Below are 20,398 nucleotides of genomic sequence, written 5' to 3'. Positions count from 1 at the left end.
GGCGATGGTTCGCATTAGCTGAAAGCTGGCCAGGTGTTTTCCTGGCCTTTATTTCGCCCCGGCGCCAACTGGGTAAGCAAGTGGGTAATCAACTGGGTAACGATTGATTTTTCGTATGAACCAGACCGAATTCAGGATGTTCGCGCCGTGGGTCCAAGCCGCGACGCTGCCGGACGGGGAAGTCGAGGCGATGAGCTTCGAGGACTGCCTGACGCGCGCGCTCGAGCTGGGCCTGCGTCGCTTCGACCGGAAGACGCTCGCGCTGAACTGCGGGATCCACTATCCGCACTTCGCCGACCTGGTCGCCGGCCGCCGTCCGTTCCCGGCGACGAAGCTGCACCTGTTCTGCATGTTCACGGGCTGTGACTACCCGCGACAGTGGCTCGCCATCCAGGAGCGCAAGGCGATCGAGGAATACCGTCGGCTCAGCCAGCAGGCGATCGGCGAGTTCGTTCAGCAGGCGTTCGGCCAGCGGCAGGCGGCGGCATGACCTTGACGCTCAGCCACCGCGACGTCGGCAAGCATTTCGCCCGCAAGCTCGGGCGCCCCATGACCTACCTCGGCATCGTCGAGGAAAAGCACCTTTTCATCTTCCGCGATCCCCCGCAGGACTACCTCGCGTTCCGGGCCGACCAGCTCTGGATGCTCGAGCGCGTACGCCCCGAGGCGGCGCCGATCGATAACCAGAAGGAGGGCGGCACGTGGTGACTGAAATGTCCGAGCGTGCGGCATGTGTCGGCGCCCAGTTTCACCGTGTCACGCCAGCGGCAGGCGGCACGATGAGCGTCGCATCGAAACTATCCACGTACGATGTTCCTGCACGTCGGGCAGACATAATGGGCAGCGTATCTTCCGTTGATCGGATTGAATTTGAGGACTGTCTTTCGGTGAGCTGGGCCGTCGTAGCACGGCTGGCAGATGAGGTGTTCGGGCTCGTCATCGCCTACGAAGCGGTAGGCGAAAGCCCGATCGGAAACCTCGTACAACTTGTACGCTGCGCGCTCGCCGAGGGTGCGCTCGAGGTCAGCTGCCTTTGCGTTTGCCGTACGGACCTGCTCCTTCAATTCGTCGATCTCATCACGGGCGGCCGCTTGCTTTTCCTGCAACGCCAGCGCCGCGTTTTGGACGTCGATCACGCGATCATTGATCGACTGCTGCATCTCGGCGAGCTTCAGCTCGTCGCGAGCGGCGATGGCTGCTTTGGCCAAATCAATAGCGTTCTTCAGGCCGGCGATTGCGGCAGTTACGGTCACGATTGGCATCTGGTTTCTCGTCTTATGGTCCGTCGCGTACGAATGCGATTCGCCGATCTTAGCCCAACGACGATCACGGTCGGCGCAGGCCAGATGTGGGCGCCCGAATGCGTATGGCCGCTCGCTGCACCGATCGGCAACCAAAAGGGCGGCCACACACTGACCAAGGCGATCATGCGTGCCGCGGAAGCCGCGCCTGTTTCGTTACTCGTCGCGCGGACCGTACCGCTCGCTCAACAGTCTTTCCGCATCGGCAAAGGCCTCTTCGACCGTCGCAAATCGGAAGCTGCCACTCGAGAATTTTTCTTCGCGATTCTCAAAGGCTTGAACAGCGTTCCCGCTGAACGACCAAATTGGCGCGGTGTGGGTCATGTCGCAGGCCCATACCCCAAGTCCGATGTGCCATTTGCCAAACACTGCAGGCTCGAAGAACGCTGCTCCTTCCTCATGTCGAATCGGCCCGTGGTCATTGAGCCATTCCTCCTTCGCGCGGTTTGCCGCTTCGGTTGCGGATCCGTGCAGTGCGATTTCGCCAGAGGACCGAATTTCGACATCACGCTGAATTTGGCCGACGGACGTTGGCCCGCCACGCGCTGCAGTCCATTTCGATGCCCAAGTCCCGGAGCCTTTCGAGATCGGCTCAAAATTTACCGTCCAGTCGTTCGCATGAAACACGTATTTGCTCATTGGTCACCTCGTTTTATGGAGTTTGTGATCCTAGCAGGACGTCATGGATTGCGTCGAATGGCCCATTGGGAATCTTGCCGAGCCTGCATGAAGGAACTCTCGAATCCTCTCAGCTACCGCTTTCGCATTGAGGGCGTATCGATGCCTTATCATCGATTTTTTCGTCGGGCGACCGGTGCGCACCGGTGCGTCATTTCCGTCTGCCAGATGACGCGTGCCCGGCTCCTCTTTATGGCGGAGCAAGGACGCAAATATGTCGGAAAGCAAGGATCAACCATTACCGCTCGAGCTGTTGATCGAAGCGCGACCGGAGATCATGGTGGCGCCCACGAGCGACGGGAAGGTCGAGATCATCGTCAATTCGATGGACGTCGATTCGCAACAGGTCGTGCGGGAAGAGGTCGTGTTTCCGCTCGAATGCGCGGAGCAAGTTGCCGAAGCGCTGATTGCGCTCGCCAAGCGGCGCAAGTAACACATCCACTGCCGGCGCTCTCTGAACGGAGGGCGCCGTGAACTACTACCCCCATCACATCGGCGATTTCCGGTCCGGCACGGTCAACATGACCCGCGTCGAGCGCTGGATTTATCGCGACCTGATCGACGTCTACTACGACACCGAGAAGCCACTCCCGCTCGATCTCGATGCAGTGTGCTATGCCGTCGGCGTCAGCTCCGAGGAGGAGCGTCGCGCGGTTGCCAATCTGCTGCGCTTCAAGTTCACCCAGACCGACGCCGGGTATGTGCACGATCGTTGCGAAATCGAGATCGCGGCGTACCGTTCGCGCGCAGAAACGGCCCAAGAGAACGGGAAGAAGGGCGGCCGGCCGAAGAAGCGAACAGGTAGCGGGTCGGGTACCAAACCTAACCCGTCCGGAACCCAAGAAAAACCCAGTGGGTTTTCTCCGGGTTCCCATCCGGATGCCAGCGCCCCCCCAGACATAACCGGTTCTAAAACTAACCAAGAACCAACAACCAATAACCAAGATGTAAACCCAAGCGGCAGCGGCACAGCACAGGCAGTAGGCGACGATGCGCCGATCGCCGCCGCTTTCGTCGAAATCCTTCGCTCGTCGGGCGTCGGCTTCGCCGCCGATGACGCGCGGCTGGCGAGCTGGCCCGCGCGCGGCGTGACGGCCTCCGACCTGCGCGCGGCCATCGCCACGGGCCGCAAGCGCCGCGAGCGCGAGCGCTCCGAGCAACCGCTCAACGTCGGATTCCTCGACCTGATCCTCGGCGATCTCCTCGCCGCGCGCACCGCAACGGCCGCGACAGGCACGCGCACCGTCGGCGACTGGTGGCGCTCGTGGACCGGCATCGTCGAGCACGGCGGCACGCTCGGCATCGAGCAGGGCCGCGAGGAACCTCCGTTCGATTTCAAGCTGCGCGTGTTCGACGCGGCCGGCGACGGCCCGTGGTGGGACGACCACAACCGCGCATTTCGCAACACTGCCGGGCCCATCGCGGCCGGCGCTTTGATGGGGGAAGGGCGATGAACTGCAAAGTCGGCGACATGGCCGTGATCACGCGTGGCAAAGCCCGCGACCGCATCGTCGAGGTGAAGGCACCCTACGGCGACTACCTGGGCCTCGGCTTCTGCTGGTACGTCGAGGCACCGACGCCGATCCCGGGGACGGACGTTCTCACGTTTCGTCCGTGCGAGCTCAAGACCGGATGGATTCCGGATGCGTGGCTGCGCCCGATCAGCGGCGTGCTGGTGACCGACGACGTGGCCGGCGAGGTGACGGCATGACCCAGCAGTCGCTCATCGCGGCATCACCGGTCGCGCAGCGCGTCGAGTTCGTCGTTCCGGGAAACCCGGCGGCGAAAGGGCGCCCGAAGTTCGCTCGCCGCGGCGCGCACGTCACGACCTACACGCCCGAGAAAACCGAGCGGTACGAGAACCTCGTGAAGATGGCCGCGCGCGCGGCGATGCGCAGCACCGCGCCGTACGCCGGCCCGATTCGGTTGATCGTGCACATCGGCCTGCCGATCCCGGCGAGTTGGTCGAACAAGCGACAGGGCGAGGCGGCCGCCGGCGCCATCGGCGCGACGAAGAAGCCGGACGCGGACAACGTTGTCAAGGCGTTGAAGGACGGGATGAACGGGGTGGTGTACGTCGACGACGGCCAGGTCGTCGACCTCTGGGTGTCGAAGCGCTACGCGCGCACGCCGGGCGTGCGGATCGAGGCGATCGAATTGAATCTGAAGTCAGCATAAGGAGCGGGGCCTTGAAAGCAAACGGAAAACTCACGATCAACGCCATCATCGCGGCCATGAAGCCCGGTGTTCGGTATTCGGCGCACGACCTCGCACGCCGCATGAAGCATCCCGTTTCGTCGGTGCGCCAGTTGCTCGCGCTCGACGTTGCGCTCGCGCGGCTGGACTGCCATTCGGAGAGTCGCGGCCGGATGTACTCGCTCGCGGGCACGAGCCGCTCGCCGGGCACGCACGTCGACACGCGCATCCGGCCGGACTTCACGAGCAACCTGTCGGGGTACATGGCCGAGCTCAGCACGCGCCAGGCGCTGGCGATGATGACGCGGGGTGGCCGGTGATCGCCATCTTCGAGAACACGCAACAGGCGCTGCACGTCAGCTTTCTCGTGACGTCGCTGCCGCCGCGGCAGAAGCAACAGTTCCGCCTCGCGCTGATCCAGATCCTTGAATCCGTCGGCCGCCTGACTGCTCGGCAAGCTGAGTTTCTCGACTACCTGTACGGCAGCTCATCGGGCACGATCAACTTCGACGGGCTTAGCGGTGACGAAATCCGGGCCCAGTGCGCGATGGTCGTCGCGGCCGTGCACGACCATCTGCTGAAGCCGGAGCGCAATGCGGTGTGGCTCCGCTATGCCTGCGGCATGCCGGCGCGGCCGGCAAGCGCGACGCGGGCGGCTGACCCTGGAATCCCGCCGTCGGCTGAGTGGAAGCGCGCGCTGGTCGAGATGCGAACGTACCTGCGACCGTCGCTTACCGTGACGAACAGCGACGCGATCATGGCGCTGATTGCTGGGCACTCTCAGGCTCGGCAGCGTCAGGACGGCTTGTCATATCGGGCGATTTCGGAGGAGACGCACGTCACGATTCGGACGCTCGAGCGGAACGCCCAGATCATCAGGAAGCGCCTGGTCGGACTGGAGCAGCAGGCCGTGACGCGGCTGACTCCGCTCTTCGAGCGGAACAACGTGACGATCGCGGAGGCTGTTGAGGCGTAAGGGGTACAGCGAAAATTCCCCTTGCAAATGTGGCGGATAGGGTGTAGATTTTCGCCAGATTGCAGAGTTGCGACCAAAGCCCGCTGAGCCGACAAGCCAGCGGGCTTTTTCGTTGTGGTGTGCCGCGCTATACTTGGCTCGGCCTTAGCGGTGCCGGCGGGAAAGACGCAGCGAGGTGATCAGCCAGCGCGCCGAAAGGTGCAGACGGGTTTCCGCCGCCCTGCTGGCACCAGAATTTCCGAGCCCGCTGAGCGAAAGCCAGCGGGCTTTGTCACTTTCTCGGCTTTTAATAAGTCACACCTGATTTGCTACAGGGCGTCTATTTCCTTGGCGATCTTGGCGACAAATGCACCTACAAATTTTCCAAGCTCCTCGCCATTTTTGGTTGGGTCCATAAACCATCGGTCGCCGGTGGCGGGCGCGATTAAACCGGATGCGAGTGCTGTTTTGACGAGTTCGACGGCCTGCTCTGTTGCTCGTGCTGTGGTCATTAATGCTCTCCTGTTAGCGCTTATTAGACGGGTGTCCGCAGCTGCGTTCGCGGCCATGGAGATATTGCGTTAATTAAGTGATTTCAGTCAATGTTGTTGAATTATTTTAATAGTTTCTTTTTTTAATAAAATTGGCGGAATTGGCTTGATTGTTTAATTATTTGAATCAAACTGCAGATATCACAAGATGATCAGATCTGCTGCGAAAGCGAATATGTTGCCAATATCTCGCCCATCGCCGCCTGACGGCTTGTTTGACGACTTGAACTGGATACGGAGAATCGTGCCGGCCGACGGCGTCGCCGAGTGGGTGAACGAGACGCTCCTGCGAGCGGGCGCGTCGCTGCACAATCCCGACCACGCGCACCTGGTCGACGCTGACGTCGCCTATCTCTGGGCTGCCGTCGAGAACGTCCGTCAGATGCGCCGCGTCGTCGGCCAGTGCGAAGAGGTGACGATCCGCGCCGGCGGCTGGCAGCGCGCCAGGCAGGAGCAGCAGTTCCTCGAATGGTTCGGCCGCGTGCCGGCCTTCCTGATCACGCTCGACGCGCACTACGCGCGCGATTGCAACGACCTGCAGTGGTGCGCGCTGGTCGAGCATGAGCTGTATCACATCGGCCAGCGTACCGACGAGTTCGGTGCGCCGGCCTTCACGAAGGACGGCATGCCGAAGCTTGGCATCCGCGGGCACGACGTCGAGGAGTTCGTCGGCATTGTCCGGCGCTACGGCGTGGCCGGCGGCGCGGGTGACACGGCGAAGCTGGTCGATGCGGCCCGGCGCGCGCCCGAGGTCGGACACGCCGACATCGCGCGCGCCTGCGGCACCTGCATTCTGCGGGCCGCATAACCCGAACGTTTCCCGCTATGGCAGCACTTTCCGACGCGATCAAGGTGTACATCGTGCAGGCGCTGGCGTGCTTCGAGACGATCTCGCGCACCGCGAAGGCCGTGCGGGAGGAGTTCGGCGTCGAGGTGTCGCCACAGCAGTGCGAGCGCTACGACCCGACGAAGCGGGCGGGCGAGACGCTCAGCAAGAAGTACCGCGTGATCTTCGAGCGCACGCGTGAGGAATTCCTGAACGACACCTCGCGCATCGGCGTCGCGCACCGCGCGGTGCGCCTGCGCAAGCTCGATCGCGCCGTCGGCGTCGCCGAGGAGCGCGGCAACATCCCGCTGATGGCTCAACTGCTCGAACAGGCAGCCAAGGAATCAGGGGACGCATTCACGAACAAGCACCGGCTCGAACACACCGGTAAGGACGGCGCCCCAATCGATCAGAGGACGGTCGTCGTCGATGAAAAGCAGGTCGCAGACGCCGTCGCCAAGCTCGAAGACGAGTATTGACCCTGCCATCGAGCGGGCCGTCCTGAAGGCGAAGTGCGAGCGGGATCACCTGTTTTTCAGCCGGTACTTCTTCAAGCACCGGCAGGCGATCAAGTTCCGCGTCAACTGGCACCACGTGCTGATCGCCGATACGGTGCAGCGCGTGATCGACGGCACGCTGAAGAACGTCGTCATCAACGTGCCCCCGGGTTCGTCGAAGACTGAGCTGGTCGCGATCAACCTGATCGCGCGCGGCCTCGCGCTGAACCCGCGCGCGCGGTTCCTGCACATCAGCTACTCGGACGACCTCGCGCTGCTGAACAGCGAGACGGCGCGCGACATCGTCGCATCGGACGAGTACCAGGCACTCTGGCCGCTGAAGGTGGCTGACGACGCGAAGTCGAAGAAGCGCTGGAACGTGCTCGTCGACGGGAAGAAAGCCGGCGGCGTGTACGCGGTTTCTCTCGGCGGTCAGATCACTGGCTTCCGGGCCGGGCACATGGCCGACGGCTGGCAGGGCGCGATCATCATCGACGACCCGCTGAAGGTCGAGGACGCGTACAGCAAGACGAACCGGGACAAAGCCAACCGCAAGCTGCAGTCGACCGTGAAGAGCCGGAAGGCGAATCCGGACACGCCGATCATCGTGATCATGCAGCGGCTCGCGGAGGAAGATCCGACAGGCTTCATCAAGGCGCGCAAGCTGCCGGGCGACTGGGAGTTCATCGAGATCCCGGCGCTGATCACGGACGAGTACGTCGCGAAGCTGCCCGCGCACATCCGCGACCGCGTCGAGCGCGACGAGCGAGACGAGGACGGCCGTTACAGCTACTGGCCGTACAAGGAGCCGCTGCAGGAGCTGCTCGCGTCCGAGAAGGCCGATGCGTACGTCTTCAACGGCCAGTACATGCAGCGGCCGTCGCCGTTGGGCGGCGGGATCATCCAGAGCGGCAAGTTCCTGCGCTACGGCGCGCTGCCGCAGCTCCAGTACCGGAAGATCTTCGCGGACACCGCGCAGAAGACCGCCGAGCGGAACGACTACAGCGTGTTCGAGTGCTGGGGGCTTGGGTACGACAACCGTCTGTACCTGATCGACCTGGTGCGCGGGAAGTGGAAGGCGCCCGAGCTGAAGCGTCGCGCGATCGACTTCTGGAACAAGCATGCGGCCATCGGCGCCGACGATCCGGGCGCACCGGTGCTGCGTCAGATGAAGGTCGAGGACAAGTCCAGCGGCACCGGGCTGATCCAGGACATTCAGGCCGAGGGCGGCATCCCGATCGAGGGCATCGAGCGCGTGAAGGACAAGCTGACGCGCGTGATGGATGTTGTGAGCCATATCGACGCCGGCAACGTCGGCGTGCCGCTGGATGCCCCATGGGTCAGCGACTTCTTGACCGAGTGCGACTCGTTCACCGCTGACGACACGCACATGCACGACGACCAGATTGACCCGATGGTCGACGCAATCAACGACATGCTGGGAGGCGCGAAGGACCTGTCGGTCTGGGAGCGGCTTGCCGGTTGAGCACGACAGGATTTCCCGGAATGTCGAAACGGAAGCAACAGACGCGGCCGCCGCGCGCGCCGGCGGCAACGCATGCCCATCGCACGGTTGACTCGTTCGCCAACTTCGAAGCGCGGCTCGGATGGGGCGCCGACAACCAGGCGTCGGCGGCGCAGTACACGCTGACGTACCAGAGCCGCAACCGCGTCTGGCTGGAAGCCGCTTATCGCGGTTCGTGGATCGTGCGCGCCGCGGTGGACGCGATCCCGGAGGACATGACCCGCAAGGGCATCGAGATGTCCGGGCTCGATCCGACCGACGTGTCGAAGATGGAGACGGCGCTCACGCGTAAGGCGATCTGGGACCAGCTCTGCGACACCGGCAAATGGGCGCAGCTGTACGGCGGTGCGATCGCGGTGATGCTGATCGACGGCCAGGACATGTCGCAGCCGCTTCGGCGCGAGACGATCGGGAAGGGGCAGTTCAAGGGGCTGCTGGTGCTCGACCGCTGGATGGTTGCGCCGCCGGTCGGCGAGGTCGTGACCGAGTTCGGCCCCGATCTCGGTATGCCGAAGTACTACGACGTGCTGCCGACGGCGATCGGTTTGCCGCAGGGGCGCATTCACCATTCGCGCGTGCTGCGGATGGACGGCGAAGCGCTGCCGTTCTACCAGCGCATCAGCGAAAACGGCTGGGGTCTGTCGATCCTCGAGCCGATGTGGGACCGGCTCATCGCGTTCGACAGTGCGACTGTGGGCGCCGGCCAGCTCGTCTACAAGGCGCACCTTCGCACACTGAGCGTCGAGAAGCTGCGCGAGATCATCGCGGCCGGCGGCCCGGCGCTGAACGGCCTGCTGAAGCAGGTCGAGATGATCCGGCTCGGGCAGTCGAACGAGGGCATCACCCTCATCGACGCGACCGACAAGTTCGAGACGCACCAGTACACGTTCAGCGGGCTGTCCGACGTGATGCTGCAGTTCGCGATGCAGCTCAGCGGCGCGACGGGCATTCCGCTCGATCGCCTGTTCGGCCAGCAGCCGGCCGGCCTGAGCGACACCGGCGAAGGTTCGCGCCTGCTGTATCACGAGAAGGTGCACACGCGGCAGGAGCGGCGGCTGCGCAATCCGTTACACGGGCTGCTCGACGTGATGTGTCGTTCGGAAATCGGGCAGCCGCTCCCCGAGGACTTCTCGTACGAGTTCAACCCGCTGCAGGAGATGTCGGCCGCGGAGAAGGCAGAGATCGGCAACAAGACGGTCGATTCGGTGACGAAGGCCGTCGACGCCGACCTGATCCCGCGCAGCCAGGGTATGCGCGAGCTGAAGGCGTCGTCGCCCGACACCGGCATGTTCGGCGACATCCCTGACGAAGCGATCGAACAGGCCGAGCGCGACGAAGAGGGCGAGGACCCGCCGGGAATTGATTCAACGCTTCCGGTCGGCCCGGCGCCGGGCGCAGCCTCACGTACGAACGACTCTCTGCTTCGCAGGCTCTTCCGACGTCGATGATTCTCACCCTCGATCGAAAGCGCGACCGGCGCAAGAACCCTGTCCGGCTGAGCGGTGCCGAGCGGCAGTACGGCAGCCAGTTGCGAAAGATCGCCCATCAGGTCGGCGTGCTCGTGAACGGCTTTCCGTCCGATGACGCGTCGTATGCGCCGACGATCGAGGAGCTGTTGCGTCGGTACGCCGAGGCGCTCGCGCCTTGGGCCGAGGCGACCGCGGCGCGCATGATCGCCGACCTGAATCGGCGCGACGAGCAGATGTGGATGAAGCAGGCCGCCGACATGTCGCGCGCGCTGCGCGAAGAGATCCGCGGCGCGGCCACCGGCGAGACGATGCGCGCGCTCCTGTCCGAGCAGGTGCGGCTGATCAAGTCCATTCCGCTCGACGCAGCCGAGCGCGTGCACCGGCTGACGCTGGAAGGAATCGTCGACGGCACGCGCGCCGCGCAGATCTCGAAGTCGATTCAGGAGTCCGGTCGGGTCGCGAAAAGCCGGGCCGACACGATCGCGAGAACCGAGGTCAGTCGCACGGCCGCGACGCTCACCGAGGCGCGCGCGCTCGACGTGGGCAGTCCCGGCTACTTCTGGCGGACGTCGGGAGACTCGGACGTGCGCGAGGACCATCGCGAGCTGGAAGGCAAGTTTTTCACGTGGGACAAGCCGCCGATCGCGGATAAGCGGACCGGCGCGCGGGCGCATCCGGGCTGCATCTACAACTGCCGATGCTGGGCCGAAGTCGTGCTTCCGAAGGACTGAAATGGCGAATCGAATCACTTTGCGCGTATGCGTGCGCACTGCATGGTGGCTGCCGCTGTATGTCCGACTACTGGCCGCCTGGTGTCGTCTCACCCGGACCGAACCCAACTACGAGCGAGTCCGCAGCGTCATCGCGCGCGGCGTCCGAACCAGCATCGAACACTGAACGTTCAGCAATCGCGCGCACACCGTACCAGCCGGGCCACGCCCGTTAAACCCGACTGATCAATGCCCAAGCATCTGCACATCTACTTCCATACGTATGACGCGTCGTGGGAGGAATCGAAGCATCGGCGAGCCGCGAACGGACAGTTCGGAGCAGGCGGGGCCACTGGGCCGACGGTGGCCCCGCCGACGACGCTGAAGGGCAATGAGCTTGGCGACTTCACCAGCATGAAGGAACTACGCCAGAAGGCGATCGCCTACGGCAAGCAGTTCGCTGGGAAGAAGTTCAAGAACGTGGCGACGGGCAACCAGATCGAGGTGACGAACGGTGGAATCCGACACACCGTGGCGACCGGTCACGATGAGGTGCTGCGTTCCATCCCGGCATTGCCGGACCTGTTGACGAAGGCTCGGTTGATCGACTCGCAGCCCGACAAGCGCGGCGACCCGAACGTCAAGGCGGTCGAGACGTACTCGGCTCCGCTCAAGCTGGACGGCAAGAACTATCGGGCGGTGATCACGGTGAAGGTGTTCTACGACGGCCATCGGTACTACAACCAAGGCCTGGTGCGGGAAGGGGAATAGGGCCGGCCGTCGTTTAAATAAGGCACCCCCTGCCTTTCGGCAGTCGGCTCACCTCCGGCGACCGTCCCAGTTCGCATTATAGCCAAGTCCTCGCGACTTGCAGATTCCCTGCTGAATCAACGACGTACCTCCAATTTCGATCCAGATGCGGACCATTCGAATTCCAACGGCGGACCACGCTTGTGGTTGCGGCGCCGGCGGCGCGCGCGCACGCGCGCATACGCGCGACGGCATCACCGCGTCGGGCGTATATGCGACCGAGCAACTCGGCGAGCGGCAGTCGATCACGCCGGAAGGTTTCCTGCTCTGCGAGGCCGTGCCGATCGCGCGCGTCGGCGCGCAGGACTACGCCTATTTCGAGCTGCCCGAGATCGAGGCGAAGGACGGCGTCATCGTCGCCGAGCGCACGGCCGACGTGCTGTTCAGCCCCGAGACGCTCGCTAGCTTCGAAGGAAAGCCGATCACGATCGACCACCCGCCGGATTTTGTGACGCCGGCGAACTACATGTCGGTGGCGCGCGGCACGGTCCGCAACGTACGGCAAGGTGAGGGTGACCAGGCCGAGCTGATGCTCGCCGACCTGCTGATCACCGACGCCGAGGCGATCCGACGTGTCCAGAGCAAGGGTGCGGACGCGCTCACACAGGTCAGCAACGGCTACGACGCCGACTACGAACAGATTGCGCCTGGGCGGGCGCGACAGGTGGTGATCGTGGGCAACCACGTCGCCCTCGTGAAAAGCGCCCGCTGTGGCCCCGTGTGTTCGATCGGGGATAGCAGTTCCAACCTACTCCCGACAGGAGATGCAAGCATGGCAACCAAGAAAGGCTCCAAGTTCGTCGACGCGTTGCGCAAGGCGTTCATGACGCGCGATTCCGAAGCGTTCGAGAAGGTCGCGAGCGAGATGACCGGCGACGAAGGCGGCGAGGGTGGCGACGGCCAGCCCCAGATTCATATCCATATGCCCGGTACCAGCGCCGATCCGAAGGCTGGCGTTTCGGCCACCGGCGACGATGGCGCGGGTGGTGGCGAAGGCGACCCGCTCAAGCAGGTGCTCGACGCGATCCAAGCCACCAACGGCAAGATCGACGCGCTCGCCGATCGCGTGACGAAGCTCGAAGGCGGGGGCACGCAGACCGGCGACGGTGACGGCGATGACGACGATCTGGACGGTACCGGCACGATGGACAGCGACGGTGCCGGCGAAGGCGACGACGACAAGACCGGCACGCGTACTGGCGACAGCACCGCGCTGCGCGACCAGTTCCAGGACGCGCTCTCGCGCGCCGAGATCCTCGCGCCGGGCGTGCGGCTGCCGACCTTCGACGCGAAGGTTGCACGCAAGAAGACGGTCGACGCCATCTGCGTGCTGCGCCGCCGCGCACTGCGCGCGGCGCTGGAAAACGAGAACGCCGAACTGGTCAAGTCGGTCGTCGGCGGCGCGAACGTGGCCAGCATGACCTGCGATTCCGTGACGGCGTTCTTCAATGCGGCGTCGGAAGTCGTGCGCGGCAAGAACTCTGGCGTCACGCAGCGCCGGACGAACGATTCCACTCAGGCCGAGCGGAAAGACATCAACGCAATCCACGCGGAATTCTGGAAGGTCCGCAAGTAAAGGAGCCGACATGCCCTCGTATCAAGCCTATCAGTACCGCATGCCGGCGGGTTTCCCCGGCGACCTTCAGCGCGCCGAAGTCGCGACGATCGAGACGCAACTGATCGACCCGACGGCACCGCCGACCGCGTTCGGCGTTCCCGTGAAAATGGTGAACGGCAAGATCCAGCCGATTAACAATGCCGCCGACACCGCGGCGTCCGTGTACGGCGTGAACCTCCGCGCGTACCCGATTCAGGGTAACGGCACGGATCCGCTCGGGACGTCGACGCCGCCGACGAGCGGCCCGACCGACATCCTGAAGCGCGGCTATTTCGACGCCGCGCTGGGCGGTACCGCGCCGGCCACGAAGAACGGTACGGTGTACGTGCGCGTCGCGGCGGCCGCCGCCGGCAAGCCGCTCGGTGGTTTCGAAGCGGCAGTCGACGGCACCAACACCGTCGCGATGCCGGCGAACTGGTACTTCACCGGCCCGGCCGACGCATACGGCATCGTCGAAATCGCCGTCAACATCTGATCCGGCGCTGAACAGCGCTTCACCCGAAGCCCCGCAATCGCGGGGCTTTTGCATTTCTGGAGCCATTACATGGACATGTCCGAACTGAAGCACCTGCGCCGGGCCGGGGCCTCGATCCCGATGTCGGCGGCCGTCGCGGACGCGACGCGCCGGCTGATCCGCGCGCGTACGCAGGACCAGCAGTACACGTACGATCGCCAGACGATCGACTCGACCGGCGCGTTCCTCGTCGGCCAGCTGGAACGCCTCGACCAGACGCTGAACGAGCCGCTCGTCGAGTACACCTGGTCGCGCGACATCTACATCCGCAGTGACGTGTCGGCGGCCGACGAAGTCGCGTCGTTCACGAACTCGGCGTTCGGGATGAGCGGCGGTATCAACCCGAACGGCCTGAACTGGATCTCGAACGAGGGCAACGCGCTCGCAGGCCCGTCGGTCGACATCGGCAAGACTGCACAGCCGATGCTGCTCTGGGGTGCTGAGGTCAAGTACACGGTGCCCGAGCTGATCAAATCGCAAGCGCTCGGCATGCCCATCGACTCGCAGAAGGTCGAGGCGATGAACATGAAGCGCAACATGGACCTCGACCAGATCGTGTACTACGGCGATCCGCAGATGAGCTTCACCGGACTGGTGAACTCGATCGGCGCCGTCGGGAGCGTTTCGAACGTCGCGAACGGCGCCGCCGGCACGCCGCAGTGGGAGACGAAGACGCCGAAAGAGATCCTCAAAGACGTCAACGAGATCCTGACCTCGGCATGGCAGGCGTCCGGCTGGAAGGTGAAGCCGAACCGCCTCATGCTGCCGCCCGCGAAACTCGGTTGGGTTGCATCGCAGATCGTGAGCGACGCCGGCAACAAGTCGATCCTGACGTACCTGCTCGAGAACAACATCTGCACGCAGCAGGGCACGCCGCTGGAAATCCTCGAGCTCAAGTGGCTGATCGGCGCCGGCGCCGGTGGCACGCAGGGCCAGCTCGGCACCGTGGATCGGATGGTCGCGTACAACAGCGACAAGAAGTACGTCCAGTTCCCGATGACGGACCTGCAGCGCACGCCGCTCGAGTACCGCTCGCTGTTCCAGATCACGACCTACTGGTCGCGTATCGGCCGCGTCGAATGGCGCTACGGCACGACGGCCGCTTACCGGGACGGTATCTGACATGGCGAAGATCAACGTTCTGACGGCGTTCACGATCCGGCTGGCCCGCGAGGGCGAGGAAGTCATTCGCCGCGTCGAGGCTGGTGTGCAGGAGGTCGAGGACTTCATCGCCGAGCACTGGTACGCGAAGGCGCACACCGGCCCGCTGCCGGAGAAATCCGCCGATTCGGCTGGCTCGCCGGGCGACGCAACCGATCAGGCGACGGCAGCCGCAGCGGCGAAGGCGAGCCTCCAAGCCGAGTCCGATCGTCTCGACAAGCTGCGCGTCGAGCTCGATACGTTCGGCAAGGGCCTGGACGACCGCGCGGCGGCGCTCGACACGCGCGAAGCTGCGGTTGCGGCGAGCGAGCAGGATCTCGCCGCGCGGGTTGCCGCTTTCGACGCAGCCCAGAAGGACGCCGCGGCGGCCGCGAAGGATGGCGCAGCCGACGGCGCGGCGCAGAAGTCCGGCAGCGGGAAGAAGGCATAATGGCCTCCCGGCGCTGCGCCATGCTGGCGCGCGCCGGGCATCCGCATATTGGCAAGGTGACACGTGGATATCGCCCAGTTCCGACAGTCGTTTCCCGAGTTCAACGACACGACGACGTACCCCGACTCGCTCGTCCAATTCTGGATGACGGTCGCGGTCTCGCTCGTCAATGCCGATCGCTGGGGCGAGCTGACTGAACTGGGCGTCGCGCTGGTTACTGCGCATCATCTCGCGCTGGCGTTGAAGGATCAGAAGACGGCGGCAGTCGGCGGCGTGCCCGGGCAGGTGACCGGGCCGCAGTCGTCGAAGGCCGTCGACAAGGTCAGCGCCAGCTACAACACCGAGGCCGTCGCCATCAAGGACGGCGGCTTCTGGAACGCCACGATGTACGGCGTTCGTTATCTCAGCATGGCGCTGATGATGGGCTCGGGCGGCATGCAGCTGTAATGCTGTCGCTGCCCATCGGGAGAATCCCATGGACGGCATGAAAATCGACCGCCTCGACGAGGTGCTGAAGTCGATCAGCGGGCTCGTGCAGAAGGAGGTGCTGGTCGGCGTGCCGGACAGCACCGCTGGCCGGAAGGATGAGGGCGAGCCGCTCAGCAACGCCGAGATCGGATACATCATGGAAAACGGCTCGCCGGCCAACAACATACCGGCGCGCCCGCACCTGGTGCCAGGCGTGCAGGACGCGCGGCCGAAGTTCGAGCCGCAGCTTCAGAAGGGCGTCGAGGCGGCGCTCGACGGCGACCTCGAACAGGTTGAGCGTCGGCTCAAGTTGGCGGGCCTCGCGGGCCAGAATTCCGTGCGCGCGAAGGTCAACAGTAACATCGCCCCCGAACTGGCCGAATCGACGCTGGCCGCGCGTCGGCGCCGCGGCGTCACGCGTGAGAACACGCTGGTCGACACGGCCCAATATCGCAACGCGATCACATACGTGGTCCGCAAGAAGTAGTTCCCAGTCTCTCCGATCCAAGGGCCGCAACGAGCGGCCCTTTTTCGTTGGTGCCCGCGCTATGGCCTTCCTCGACGTAACCGAGGTCCTGCTTGATCCCGATTTCATGGATACGGGCCTGATTTGCAATCGCATGTCGCAGACGGTCGACAGCCATGGCCGCGCACAGAACACCGCGGCATCGACGCCGTTCGCCGCCGTCGTGACGAGCGACAAGGGCGACATCCTGCACCGCAATGCTGACGGCAGTCGGATCGTCGGCTCGATTACCCTGCACACGATGTTCCGGCTGATGGACGGGAGTGCCGGCCATGACGCCGACGAAGTCGTGTGGGCGGGGCGCACCTACACCGTCGTCAACGTGAACGACTATTCGCACTTCGGCCGCGGCTTCGTCTGCGCGACGTGCGACCTGAAGCCTCTTTCGGGATGACCCCATGAACGACAGCTCGACCGGCGGATACCTGGCGCCAGCCGTCGATGCGCCGCCGGCCGAGGACGATGCCCTTGACGATCTGGTGCACGACCTGATTGCGGGCGTCACGGCGCTGCCGCCTGACCTCGTGCGGCCGCGCTGGCAGCCGACCGTGCCGAAGCAGCCTGAGCCGTCCGTCGACTGGTGCGCGTTCGGCGTGCAGGAGCAGGAGCCGGACGCGGGCCCGGCGATTCATCACGACGGCACGGGTGACGGGCACGACACGTACATCCGGCACCAGGACGTCGACGTGATGTGCACGTTCTACGGGCCGCGCGCGAAGGGTTACGCGCAGCGGCTCGCCGACGGACTCGCGATCCCGCAGAACCGCGAGCAGCTCCAGCTGCACGACATGGCATTCGTCGGCGTCGGCCCGATCCGCGCGGCGCCGGACCTCGTCAACCAGCAATGGGTGCGGCGCTACGACATGACCGTGACGCTGCGCCGCAAGATTACGCGTTCCTATGCGGTTCTCAATCTGAAGTCGGTGGCTTTCGAGATAAAGGAATGAAGGGCCAGGCAACTATGCAGAGATGCATCTGGCCCGGGCTGAATTAATAGCTGTCGATCAAGGCTTTAATCCATGTGTTGTCGACTGCCGCAAGCAAGTTTCGTGCGTCAGGGTTGTGATCTTGAACGGAGTGGTATTGCGCTCGAATTGCCGCATAGTTTTGATCTGAATTCCATTGGCGAAACTCGGGGAGATACCCTTCGTGATAGCAGACCCAGTGGAAATGGCCACTCATCGTATCGTGAGCGAAAGTCATTGCGCCTATCTCTGCAGGCGCACTCAAAATCAACTGCTGTAGCTCGTCATCATTGAGTCCTGCAATGAGATTTCGCGCAACGCCGTTGTGCGCCTGGGTGGCCATGATTGCAGCTCTCATTTCTGCGGTTGACCGAATGTATTGAGTGAGCTGAGCGTTTGGGTCGGGAGTGAAAAATACGGGAACGCCCTCGTGCCAGATCGACCAGTAAACATGCTCCTTTGCTGCCGCAGGGTTGCCCATGATGGTCTCCTTATCGTCGTCGCATACCGATTGGAATGCGCGGGAATGATCTTGTCAGAGAAATGTGATCGTAGGCATCTCCAAAATTGGGGATGTTGGGTGACGAAAACCCTACGCGTTCGCCGTCGATTATCAGTCGTAGATTTCCGCATTTGTTTTTACTTGGCCGCTTAAATGCGGCTTTTCTTTTTGGGGCTACTTATGGCAACTGGTCTCCCTGTGTCGCGTCTGATCAACGTGACGATCAACCTCGCCGCACTCGCGGCGCAGGGCGCAAACATGAACACCGGGCTGATTCTCGGCCCGTCCGCCATCATCGATACGAACGAGCGTGCGCGCTCGTACGGCGGCATCGACGAGGTGACGCCCGACTTCGGCACCAACACGCCGGAGTACTACGCCGCTGCGCTGTACTTCAACCAAAAACCGAAGCCGAAGGAACTGTTGATCGGCCGCTGGGCGAAGACGGCGACGTCCGGGTCGCTGCGTGGTGGCGTCCTGTCGACGGCGCAGCAGGACATCACTGTCTGGAAGGCGATCACGACGGGCGCCTTCAACATCACTATCGATGGCACCGCGAAGACTGTCACGGCACTCGATTTCTCCGCGCAGACTAACCTGAATGGGGTCGCGACGGTGATCAACGCGAAGCTGACCGGCGCGACGCTCGCGTGGAGCGGCTCGCAGTTCGTGGTGACCTCGAGCACGTCGGGCACGAGTTCGACCGTCGGGTATGCGACCGCGCCGGGCAGTGGCACGGATGTCTCGTCCATGCTGGCGTTGACCAGCAGCCTCGCCGGTACGCCGGCCGCCGGCATTGCACCGGAACAGCCGGTCGACGCTGCTGCGGTGTTCCTCGACCGCTTCGCGAACCAGTTCCTCGGCCTCGATTTTGCCGACGCGTCGATCACCGACACGCAGCACATCGCGGTCGCAACGCTCATCGAGGCCGACCAGCGCCATATTTATGGCATCACGACGCAGAACCCGCAGGTGCTCGACTCGACTGTGTCGACCGACATCGCAAGCAAGCTGAAGGCGCTGAATCTCCAGTACACGGCCGTGCAGTACTCGAGTGCGACGCCGTACGCGGTGTCGTCGCTGCTTGGCCGGCTGCTGACGGTGAACTTCGACGGGAACAACACGACGATCACGGTGATGTTCAAGCAGGAGCCGAGCGTCGCTGCCGAACAGCTGACCAGCACGCAGGCGAACACCCTGCAGGCGAAGAACTGCAACGTGTTCGTGAACTACAGCAACGACACGTCGATCATCCAGTACGGCGTTACACCGAGCGGCCTGTTTATCGACTCGGTATACAACGCGATCTGGTTCCGCAACCGCATCGAGACGGACGTCTACAACCTTCTGTACCAGAGCCCGACGAAGATCCCGCAGACCGACGGCGGCAACGCCACGATCGCGGCCACGATCTCCGCGGCCGGCGAGGCGGGGGTGAACAACGGGTATCTCGCGCCGGGCGTATGGAACTCGGCCGGCTTCGGCGCGCTGAATCAGGGCGACACGCTGGCACAGGGCTACTACGTCTATGCGCCGCCGATCGCGACACAGTCACAGGCCGATCGCGAGGCGCGCAAGTCCGTCACGTTCCAGGTCGCGGCGAAGGAAGCCGGCGCGATCCACAGCGTCGACATCCTCGTCAACGTCAATCGCTAACAGGGGCATCTCAACATGACGACTTACAGCTTTCAGGACGTCGCGGCGACGATCGTGGGCCCGGGCGGCGCGTTTTCGCTCGGCTACGGCGAAGCAACCGCGGAAGAAGGCATCACGATCGTGCGCGCGGGCGACAAGAACACGATGACGATCGGCTCGGATGGCGAGGGCATGCACAGCTTGCATGCCGACAAGTCTGGTCAGGTCACGCTGCGCTACCTGAAGACCGCGCCGATTAACGCGAAGCTGATGGCGCTGTACGACGCACAGTCGCTCGACAGTCGCCTGTGGGGCAAGAACCTGATCGAGGTTCGGCAGACGGCGGCCGGCGACGTGATGACCGCGCGCAGCTGCGCGTTCAAGAAGGCGCCGGATCTGAAATACGCGAAGGACGGCGACATCGTCGAATGGGTCTTCGACTCGATCAAGATCGACAACATCCTCGGGACGTACTGAGCATGACGACCGAAGTCCAACTGAACAGCGTGCGATACGCGATCGGCAAGCTGAGCGCGATGCAGCAGTTCCACGTGTCGCGGCGCATCGCGCCGATCATCCCGCCGATGATTCCGGTGCTGATGAAGTTCTACGCCGAACTCGAGCAGGCCGATGTCGCGCGCGAGCAGGCCCGCGCGAACGCCGCGCTTGCGGCGCTCACCAGCGGCGAGGAGGCGGCGCCTGTAGTCGACCAGCCGCGCGAGCTGCTGACGCTCGTCGACGCAATCGCGCCGGTGCTGCAGCCGTTCGCTGATGCGCTGGCCAGCCTGAAGGACGAGGACGCTGAATTCGTCTTCGGTACGTGCCTGTCTGTCGTCGAGCGCTGGCAGGGCGCCGGTTGGGCGAAGGTCTGGAACATCGCTCACAAGACGTCGATGTTCGACGACATCGGAATCGACGTGATGCTGCCGCTCGTCGTGCGCGTTGTGGTGGCGAACCTGGGCAATTTTATTCAAGGTCTCCTTTCCAGCCCCGGGGCGAGCGAGACCTCGGCTCGTTAGAGTTACGGAGCCTTCCGGGAGGAGAGGACTGGCTGTTGTATC

At 63.8% G+C, this 20,398-nt stretch carries 29 protein-coding genes; 25 read left to right on the top strand and 4 right to left on the bottom strand.

Going from position 1 to position 20,398, the window contains the following annotated elements:
- The first annotated feature begins 115 nt into the window (after nt 1-115).
- Nucleotides 116-490, top strand: coding sequence for a hypothetical protein (locus ABY44_RS39515; RefSeq protein ID WP_021161594.1), 375 nt, complete (start codon nt 116-118; stop codon nt 488-490).
- Nucleotides 487-708: a hypothetical protein gene (locus tag ABY44_RS39510; protein ID WP_431643614.1), complete on the top strand. Its 222-nt coding sequence runs from the start codon at nt 487-489 to the stop codon at nt 706-708. Before ABY44_RS39515 ends, ABY44_RS39510 begins: the two co-directional genes overlap by 4 nt.
- 89 nt (nt 709-797) lie before the next feature.
- Here the strand turns inward: ABY44_RS39510 and ABY44_RS39505 are convergent, their stop codons facing one another.
- Together ABY44_RS39505 and ABY44_RS39500 are read right to left on the bottom strand one after the other, a co-directional pair.
- Nucleotides 798-1,262, bottom strand: coding sequence for a hypothetical protein (locus tag ABY44_RS39505; protein ID WP_431643613.1), 465 nt, complete (start codon nt 1,260-1,262; stop codon nt 798-800).
- A 195-nt stretch (nt 1,263-1,457) separates the two neighbouring features.
- Nucleotides 1,458-1,940 (bottom strand): hypothetical protein, encoded by a 483-nt coding sequence (locus tag ABY44_RS39500; protein WP_431643612.1) that lies wholly within the window; start codon nt 1,938-1,940, stop codon nt 1,458-1,460.
- 253 nt (nt 1,941-2,193) lie between these two features.
- Here ABY44_RS39500 and ABY44_RS39495 point away from each other — a divergent pair, with 253 nt between their 5' ends.
- The 6 genes from ABY44_RS39495 to ABY44_RS39470 are packed head-to-tail and all read left to right on the top strand — an operon-like array spanning nt 2,194 to nt 5,151.
- Entirely contained in the window at nt 2,194-2,412 is a 219-nt protein-coding gene (locus ABY44_RS39495; RefSeq protein ID WP_431643611.1) for a hypothetical protein, read from the top strand.
- A 37-nt stretch (nt 2,413-2,449) separates the two neighbouring features.
- Nucleotides 2,450-3,433, top strand: a complete 984-nt coding sequence (locus ABY44_RS39490) for a YdaU family protein (RefSeq protein WP_431643610.1) — start codon at nt 2,450-2,452, stop codon at nt 3,431-3,433.
- The gene (locus ABY44_RS39485) at nt 3,430-3,690 is read left to right on the top strand and encodes a hypothetical protein (protein ID WP_175899977.1); all 261 of its coding nucleotides are present in this window, start codon (nt 3,430-3,432) and stop codon (nt 3,688-3,690) included. Before ABY44_RS39490 ends, ABY44_RS39485 begins: the two co-directional genes overlap by 4 nt.
- A complete protein-coding gene (locus ABY44_RS39480; protein ID WP_060276413.1) occupies nt 3,687-4,157 on the top strand; it encodes a RusA family crossover junction endodeoxyribonuclease in 471 nt (156 codons plus the stop codon). Before ABY44_RS39485 ends, ABY44_RS39480 begins: the two co-directional genes overlap by 4 nt.
- An 11-nt stretch (nt 4,158-4,168) precedes the next feature.
- Nucleotides 4,169-4,495, top strand: coding sequence for a hypothetical protein (locus ABY44_RS39475; RefSeq protein WP_136470459.1), 327 nt, complete (start codon nt 4,169-4,171; stop codon nt 4,493-4,495).
- Complete coding sequence (locus tag ABY44_RS39470) at nt 4,492-5,151, top strand: hypothetical protein (protein WP_431643609.1); 660 nt, start codon at nt 4,492-4,494, stop codon at nt 5,149-5,151. The genes ABY44_RS39475 and ABY44_RS39470 overlap by 4 nt, the downstream gene beginning before the upstream one ends.
- A gap of 308 nt (nt 5,152-5,459) precedes the next feature.
- Here ABY44_RS39470 and ABY44_RS39465 read toward each other — a convergent pair whose 3' ends face one another.
- Entirely contained in the window at nt 5,460-5,642 is a 183-nt protein-coding gene (locus ABY44_RS39465; protein ID WP_354006441.1) for a hypothetical protein, read from the bottom strand.
- Nucleotides 5,643-5,856: 214 nt separating this feature from the next.
- Here ABY44_RS39465 and ABY44_RS39460 point away from each other — a divergent pair, with 214 nt between their 5' ends.
- From ABY44_RS39460 to ABY44_RS39395, 14 genes are all read left to right on the top strand, one after another.
- Complete coding sequence (locus ABY44_RS39460) at nt 5,857-6,489, top strand: putative metallopeptidase (RefSeq protein WP_431643637.1); 633 nt, start codon at nt 5,857-5,859, stop codon at nt 6,487-6,489.
- A gap of 17 nt (nt 6,490-6,506) precedes the next feature.
- A complete protein-coding gene (locus ABY44_RS39455; protein WP_060318069.1) occupies nt 6,507-6,986 on the top strand; it encodes a DUF2280 domain-containing protein in 480 nt (159 codons plus the stop codon).
- Entirely contained in the window at nt 6,937-8,490 is a 1,554-nt protein-coding gene (gene terL / locus ABY44_RS39450; protein ID WP_431643608.1) for a phage terminase large subunit, read from the top strand. The genes ABY44_RS39455 and terL overlap by 50 nt, the downstream gene beginning before the upstream one ends.
- Before the next feature lie 20 nt (nt 8,491-8,510).
- On the top strand, nt 8,511-9,977 hold the full coding sequence (locus ABY44_RS39445; protein ID WP_431643607.1) for a DUF1073 domain-containing protein: 1,467 nt from the start codon (nt 8,511-8,513) through the stop codon (nt 9,975-9,977).
- Nucleotides 9,974-10,729, top strand: coding sequence for a phage minor head protein (locus ABY44_RS39440; protein ID WP_431643606.1), 756 nt, complete (start codon nt 9,974-9,976; stop codon nt 10,727-10,729). The genes ABY44_RS39445 and ABY44_RS39440 overlap by 4 nt, the downstream gene beginning before the upstream one ends.
- Nucleotides 10,730-10,957: 228 nt before the next feature.
- Entirely contained in the window at nt 10,958-11,479 is a 522-nt protein-coding gene (locus ABY44_RS39435) for a hypothetical protein (protein WP_431643605.1), read from the top strand.
- A 145-nt stretch (nt 11,480-11,624) separates the two neighbouring features.
- Nucleotides 11,625-13,094: a DUF2213 domain-containing protein gene (locus tag ABY44_RS39430; protein WP_431643604.1), complete on the top strand. Its 1,470-nt coding sequence runs from the start codon at nt 11,625-11,627 to the stop codon at nt 13,092-13,094.
- 10 nt (nt 13,095-13,104) lie between these two features.
- Complete coding sequence (locus tag ABY44_RS39425; RefSeq protein WP_431643603.1) at nt 13,105-13,611, top strand: structural cement protein Gp24; 507 nt, start codon at nt 13,105-13,107, stop codon at nt 13,609-13,611.
- A 69-nt stretch (nt 13,612-13,680) separates the two neighbouring features.
- The gene (locus tag ABY44_RS39420) at nt 13,681-14,772 is read left to right on the top strand and encodes a DUF2184 domain-containing protein (RefSeq protein ID WP_038795334.1); all 1,092 of its coding nucleotides are present in this window, start codon (nt 13,681-13,683) and stop codon (nt 14,770-14,772) included.
- Between the two features lies 1 nt (nt 14,773).
- A complete protein-coding gene (locus ABY44_RS39415; protein WP_431643602.1) occupies nt 14,774-15,241 on the top strand; it encodes an STY1053 family phage-associated protein in 468 nt (155 codons plus the stop codon).
- Nucleotides 15,242-15,304: 63 nt separating this feature from the next.
- Entirely contained in the window at nt 15,305-15,688 is a 384-nt protein-coding gene (locus ABY44_RS39410; RefSeq protein WP_431643601.1) for a DUF4054 domain-containing protein, read from the top strand.
- A gap of 28 nt (nt 15,689-15,716) precedes the next feature.
- On the top strand, nt 15,717-16,196 hold the full coding sequence (locus tag ABY44_RS39405) for a hypothetical protein (protein WP_226112864.1): 480 nt from the start codon (nt 15,717-15,719) through the stop codon (nt 16,194-16,196).
- A gap of 61 nt (nt 16,197-16,257) precedes the next feature.
- Nucleotides 16,258-16,629: a hypothetical protein gene (locus ABY44_RS39400; protein WP_431643600.1), complete on the top strand. Its 372-nt coding sequence runs from the start codon at nt 16,258-16,260 to the stop codon at nt 16,627-16,629.
- Between the two features lie 4 nt (nt 16,630-16,633).
- Entirely contained in the window at nt 16,634-17,182 is a 549-nt protein-coding gene (locus ABY44_RS39395; RefSeq protein ID WP_431643599.1) for a phage neck terminator protein, read from the top strand.
- 43 nt (nt 17,183-17,225) lie between these two features.
- Here the strand turns inward: ABY44_RS39395 and ABY44_RS39390 are convergent, their stop codons facing one another.
- On the bottom strand, nt 17,226-17,681 hold the full coding sequence (locus ABY44_RS39390) for a hypothetical protein (protein ID WP_431643598.1): 456 nt from the start codon (nt 17,679-17,681) through the stop codon (nt 17,226-17,228).
- Between the two features lie 201 nt (nt 17,682-17,882).
- On the opposite strand from ABY44_RS39390, the gene ABY44_RS39385 reads away from it, so the two are divergent.
- From ABY44_RS39385 to ABY44_RS39375, 3 genes are read left to right on the top strand one after another with little or no spacing between them, the layout of a single operon-like run.
- Entirely contained in the window at nt 17,883-19,358 is a 1,476-nt protein-coding gene (locus tag ABY44_RS39385; protein WP_431643597.1) for a DUF3383 domain-containing protein, read from the top strand.
- 15 nt (nt 19,359-19,373) lie between these two features.
- A complete protein-coding gene (locus ABY44_RS39380) occupies nt 19,374-19,814 on the top strand; it encodes a phage structural protein (protein WP_060276460.1) in 441 nt (146 codons plus the stop codon).
- A 2-nt stretch (nt 19,815-19,816) separates the two neighbouring features.
- A complete protein-coding gene (locus ABY44_RS39375) occupies nt 19,817-20,356 on the top strand; it encodes a phage tail assembly chaperone (RefSeq protein ID WP_431643636.1) in 540 nt (179 codons plus the stop codon).
- Nucleotides 20,357-20,398 lie beyond the last annotated feature (42 nt).

The organism is Burkholderia sp. ZZQ-2 (assembly GCF_050768715.1).
GTDB classification, from domain to species: domain Bacteria; phylum Pseudomonadota; class Gammaproteobacteria; order Burkholderiales; family Burkholderiaceae; genus Burkholderia; species Burkholderia cepacia.
Note: the sequence above shows the minus strand (reverse complement) of the source record. Positions and strands in the feature narration are given on the sequence as shown.

What these genes read in the sequence shown, in the direction of transcription:
- ABY44_RS39515 (WP_021161594.1), top strand. Translation starts at nt 116, where the DNA reads ATGAACCAGACCGAATTCAGGATGTTCGCGCCGTGGGTCCAAGCCGCG.
- ABY44_RS39510 (WP_431643614.1), top strand. Translation starts at nt 487, where the DNA reads ATGACCTTGACGCTCAGCCACCGCGACGTCGGCAAGCATTTCGCCCGC.
- ABY44_RS39505 (WP_431643613.1), bottom strand. Translation starts at nt 1,262, where the DNA reads ATGCCAATCGTGACCGTAACTGCCGCAATCGCCGGCCTGAAGAACGCT.
- ABY44_RS39500 (WP_431643612.1), bottom strand. Translation starts at nt 1,940, where the DNA reads ATGAGCAAATACGTGTTTCATGCGAACGACTGGACGGTAAATTTTGAG.
- ABY44_RS39495 (WP_431643611.1), top strand. Translation starts at nt 2,194, where the DNA reads ATGTCGGAAAGCAAGGATCAACCATTACCGCTCGAGCTGTTGATCGAA.
- ABY44_RS39485 (WP_175899977.1), top strand. Translation starts at nt 3,430, where the DNA reads ATGAACTGCAAAGTCGGCGACATGGCCGTGATCACGCGTGGCAAAGCC.
- ABY44_RS39480 (WP_060276413.1), top strand. Translation starts at nt 3,687, where the DNA reads ATGACCCAGCAGTCGCTCATCGCGGCATCACCGGTCGCGCAGCGCGTC.
- ABY44_RS39465 (WP_354006441.1), bottom strand. Translation starts at nt 5,642, where the DNA reads ATGACCACAGCACGAGCAACAGAGCAGGCCGTCGAACTCGTCAAAACA.
- ABY44_RS39460 (WP_431643637.1), top strand. Translation starts at nt 5,857, where the DNA reads ATGTTGCCAATATCTCGCCCATCGCCGCCTGACGGCTTGTTTGACGAC.
- ABY44_RS39455 (WP_060318069.1), top strand. Translation starts at nt 6,507, where the DNA reads ATGGCAGCACTTTCCGACGCGATCAAGGTGTACATCGTGCAGGCGCTG.
- terL (WP_431643608.1), top strand. Translation starts at nt 6,937, where the DNA reads ATGAAAAGCAGGTCGCAGACGCCGTCGCCAAGCTCGAAGACGAGTATT.
- ABY44_RS39445 (WP_431643607.1), top strand. Translation starts at nt 8,511, where the DNA reads ATGTCGAAACGGAAGCAACAGACGCGGCCGCCGCGCGCGCCGGCGGCA.
- ABY44_RS39440 (WP_431643606.1), top strand. Translation starts at nt 9,974, where the DNA reads ATGATTCTCACCCTCGATCGAAAGCGCGACCGGCGCAAGAACCCTGTC.
- ABY44_RS39435 (WP_431643605.1), top strand. Translation starts at nt 10,958, where the DNA reads ATGCCCAAGCATCTGCACATCTACTTCCATACGTATGACGCGTCGTGG.
- ABY44_RS39430 (WP_431643604.1), top strand. Translation starts at nt 11,625, where the DNA reads ATGCGGACCATTCGAATTCCAACGGCGGACCACGCTTGTGGTTGCGGC.
- ABY44_RS39425 (WP_431643603.1), top strand. Translation starts at nt 13,105, where the DNA reads ATGCCCTCGTATCAAGCCTATCAGTACCGCATGCCGGCGGGTTTCCCC.
- ABY44_RS39420 (WP_038795334.1), top strand. Translation starts at nt 13,681, where the DNA reads ATGGACATGTCCGAACTGAAGCACCTGCGCCGGGCCGGGGCCTCGATC.
- ABY44_RS39415 (WP_431643602.1), top strand. Translation starts at nt 14,774, where the DNA reads ATGGCGAAGATCAACGTTCTGACGGCGTTCACGATCCGGCTGGCCCGC.
- ABY44_RS39405 (WP_226112864.1), top strand. Translation starts at nt 15,717, where the DNA reads ATGGACGGCATGAAAATCGACCGCCTCGACGAGGTGCTGAAGTCGATC.
- ABY44_RS39400 (WP_431643600.1), top strand. Translation starts at nt 16,258, where the DNA reads ATGGCCTTCCTCGACGTAACCGAGGTCCTGCTTGATCCCGATTTCATG.
- ABY44_RS39395 (WP_431643599.1), top strand. Translation starts at nt 16,634, where the DNA reads ATGAACGACAGCTCGACCGGCGGATACCTGGCGCCAGCCGTCGATGCG.
- ABY44_RS39390 (WP_431643598.1), bottom strand. Translation starts at nt 17,681, where the DNA reads ATGGGCAACCCTGCGGCAGCAAAGGAGCATGTTTACTGGTCGATCTGG.
- ABY44_RS39385 (WP_431643597.1), top strand. Translation starts at nt 17,883, where the DNA reads ATGGCAACTGGTCTCCCTGTGTCGCGTCTGATCAACGTGACGATCAAC.
- ABY44_RS39380 (WP_060276460.1), top strand. Translation starts at nt 19,374, where the DNA reads ATGACGACTTACAGCTTTCAGGACGTCGCGGCGACGATCGTGGGCCCG.
- ABY44_RS39375 (WP_431643636.1), top strand. Translation starts at nt 19,817, where the DNA reads ATGACGACCGAAGTCCAACTGAACAGCGTGCGATACGCGATCGGCAAG.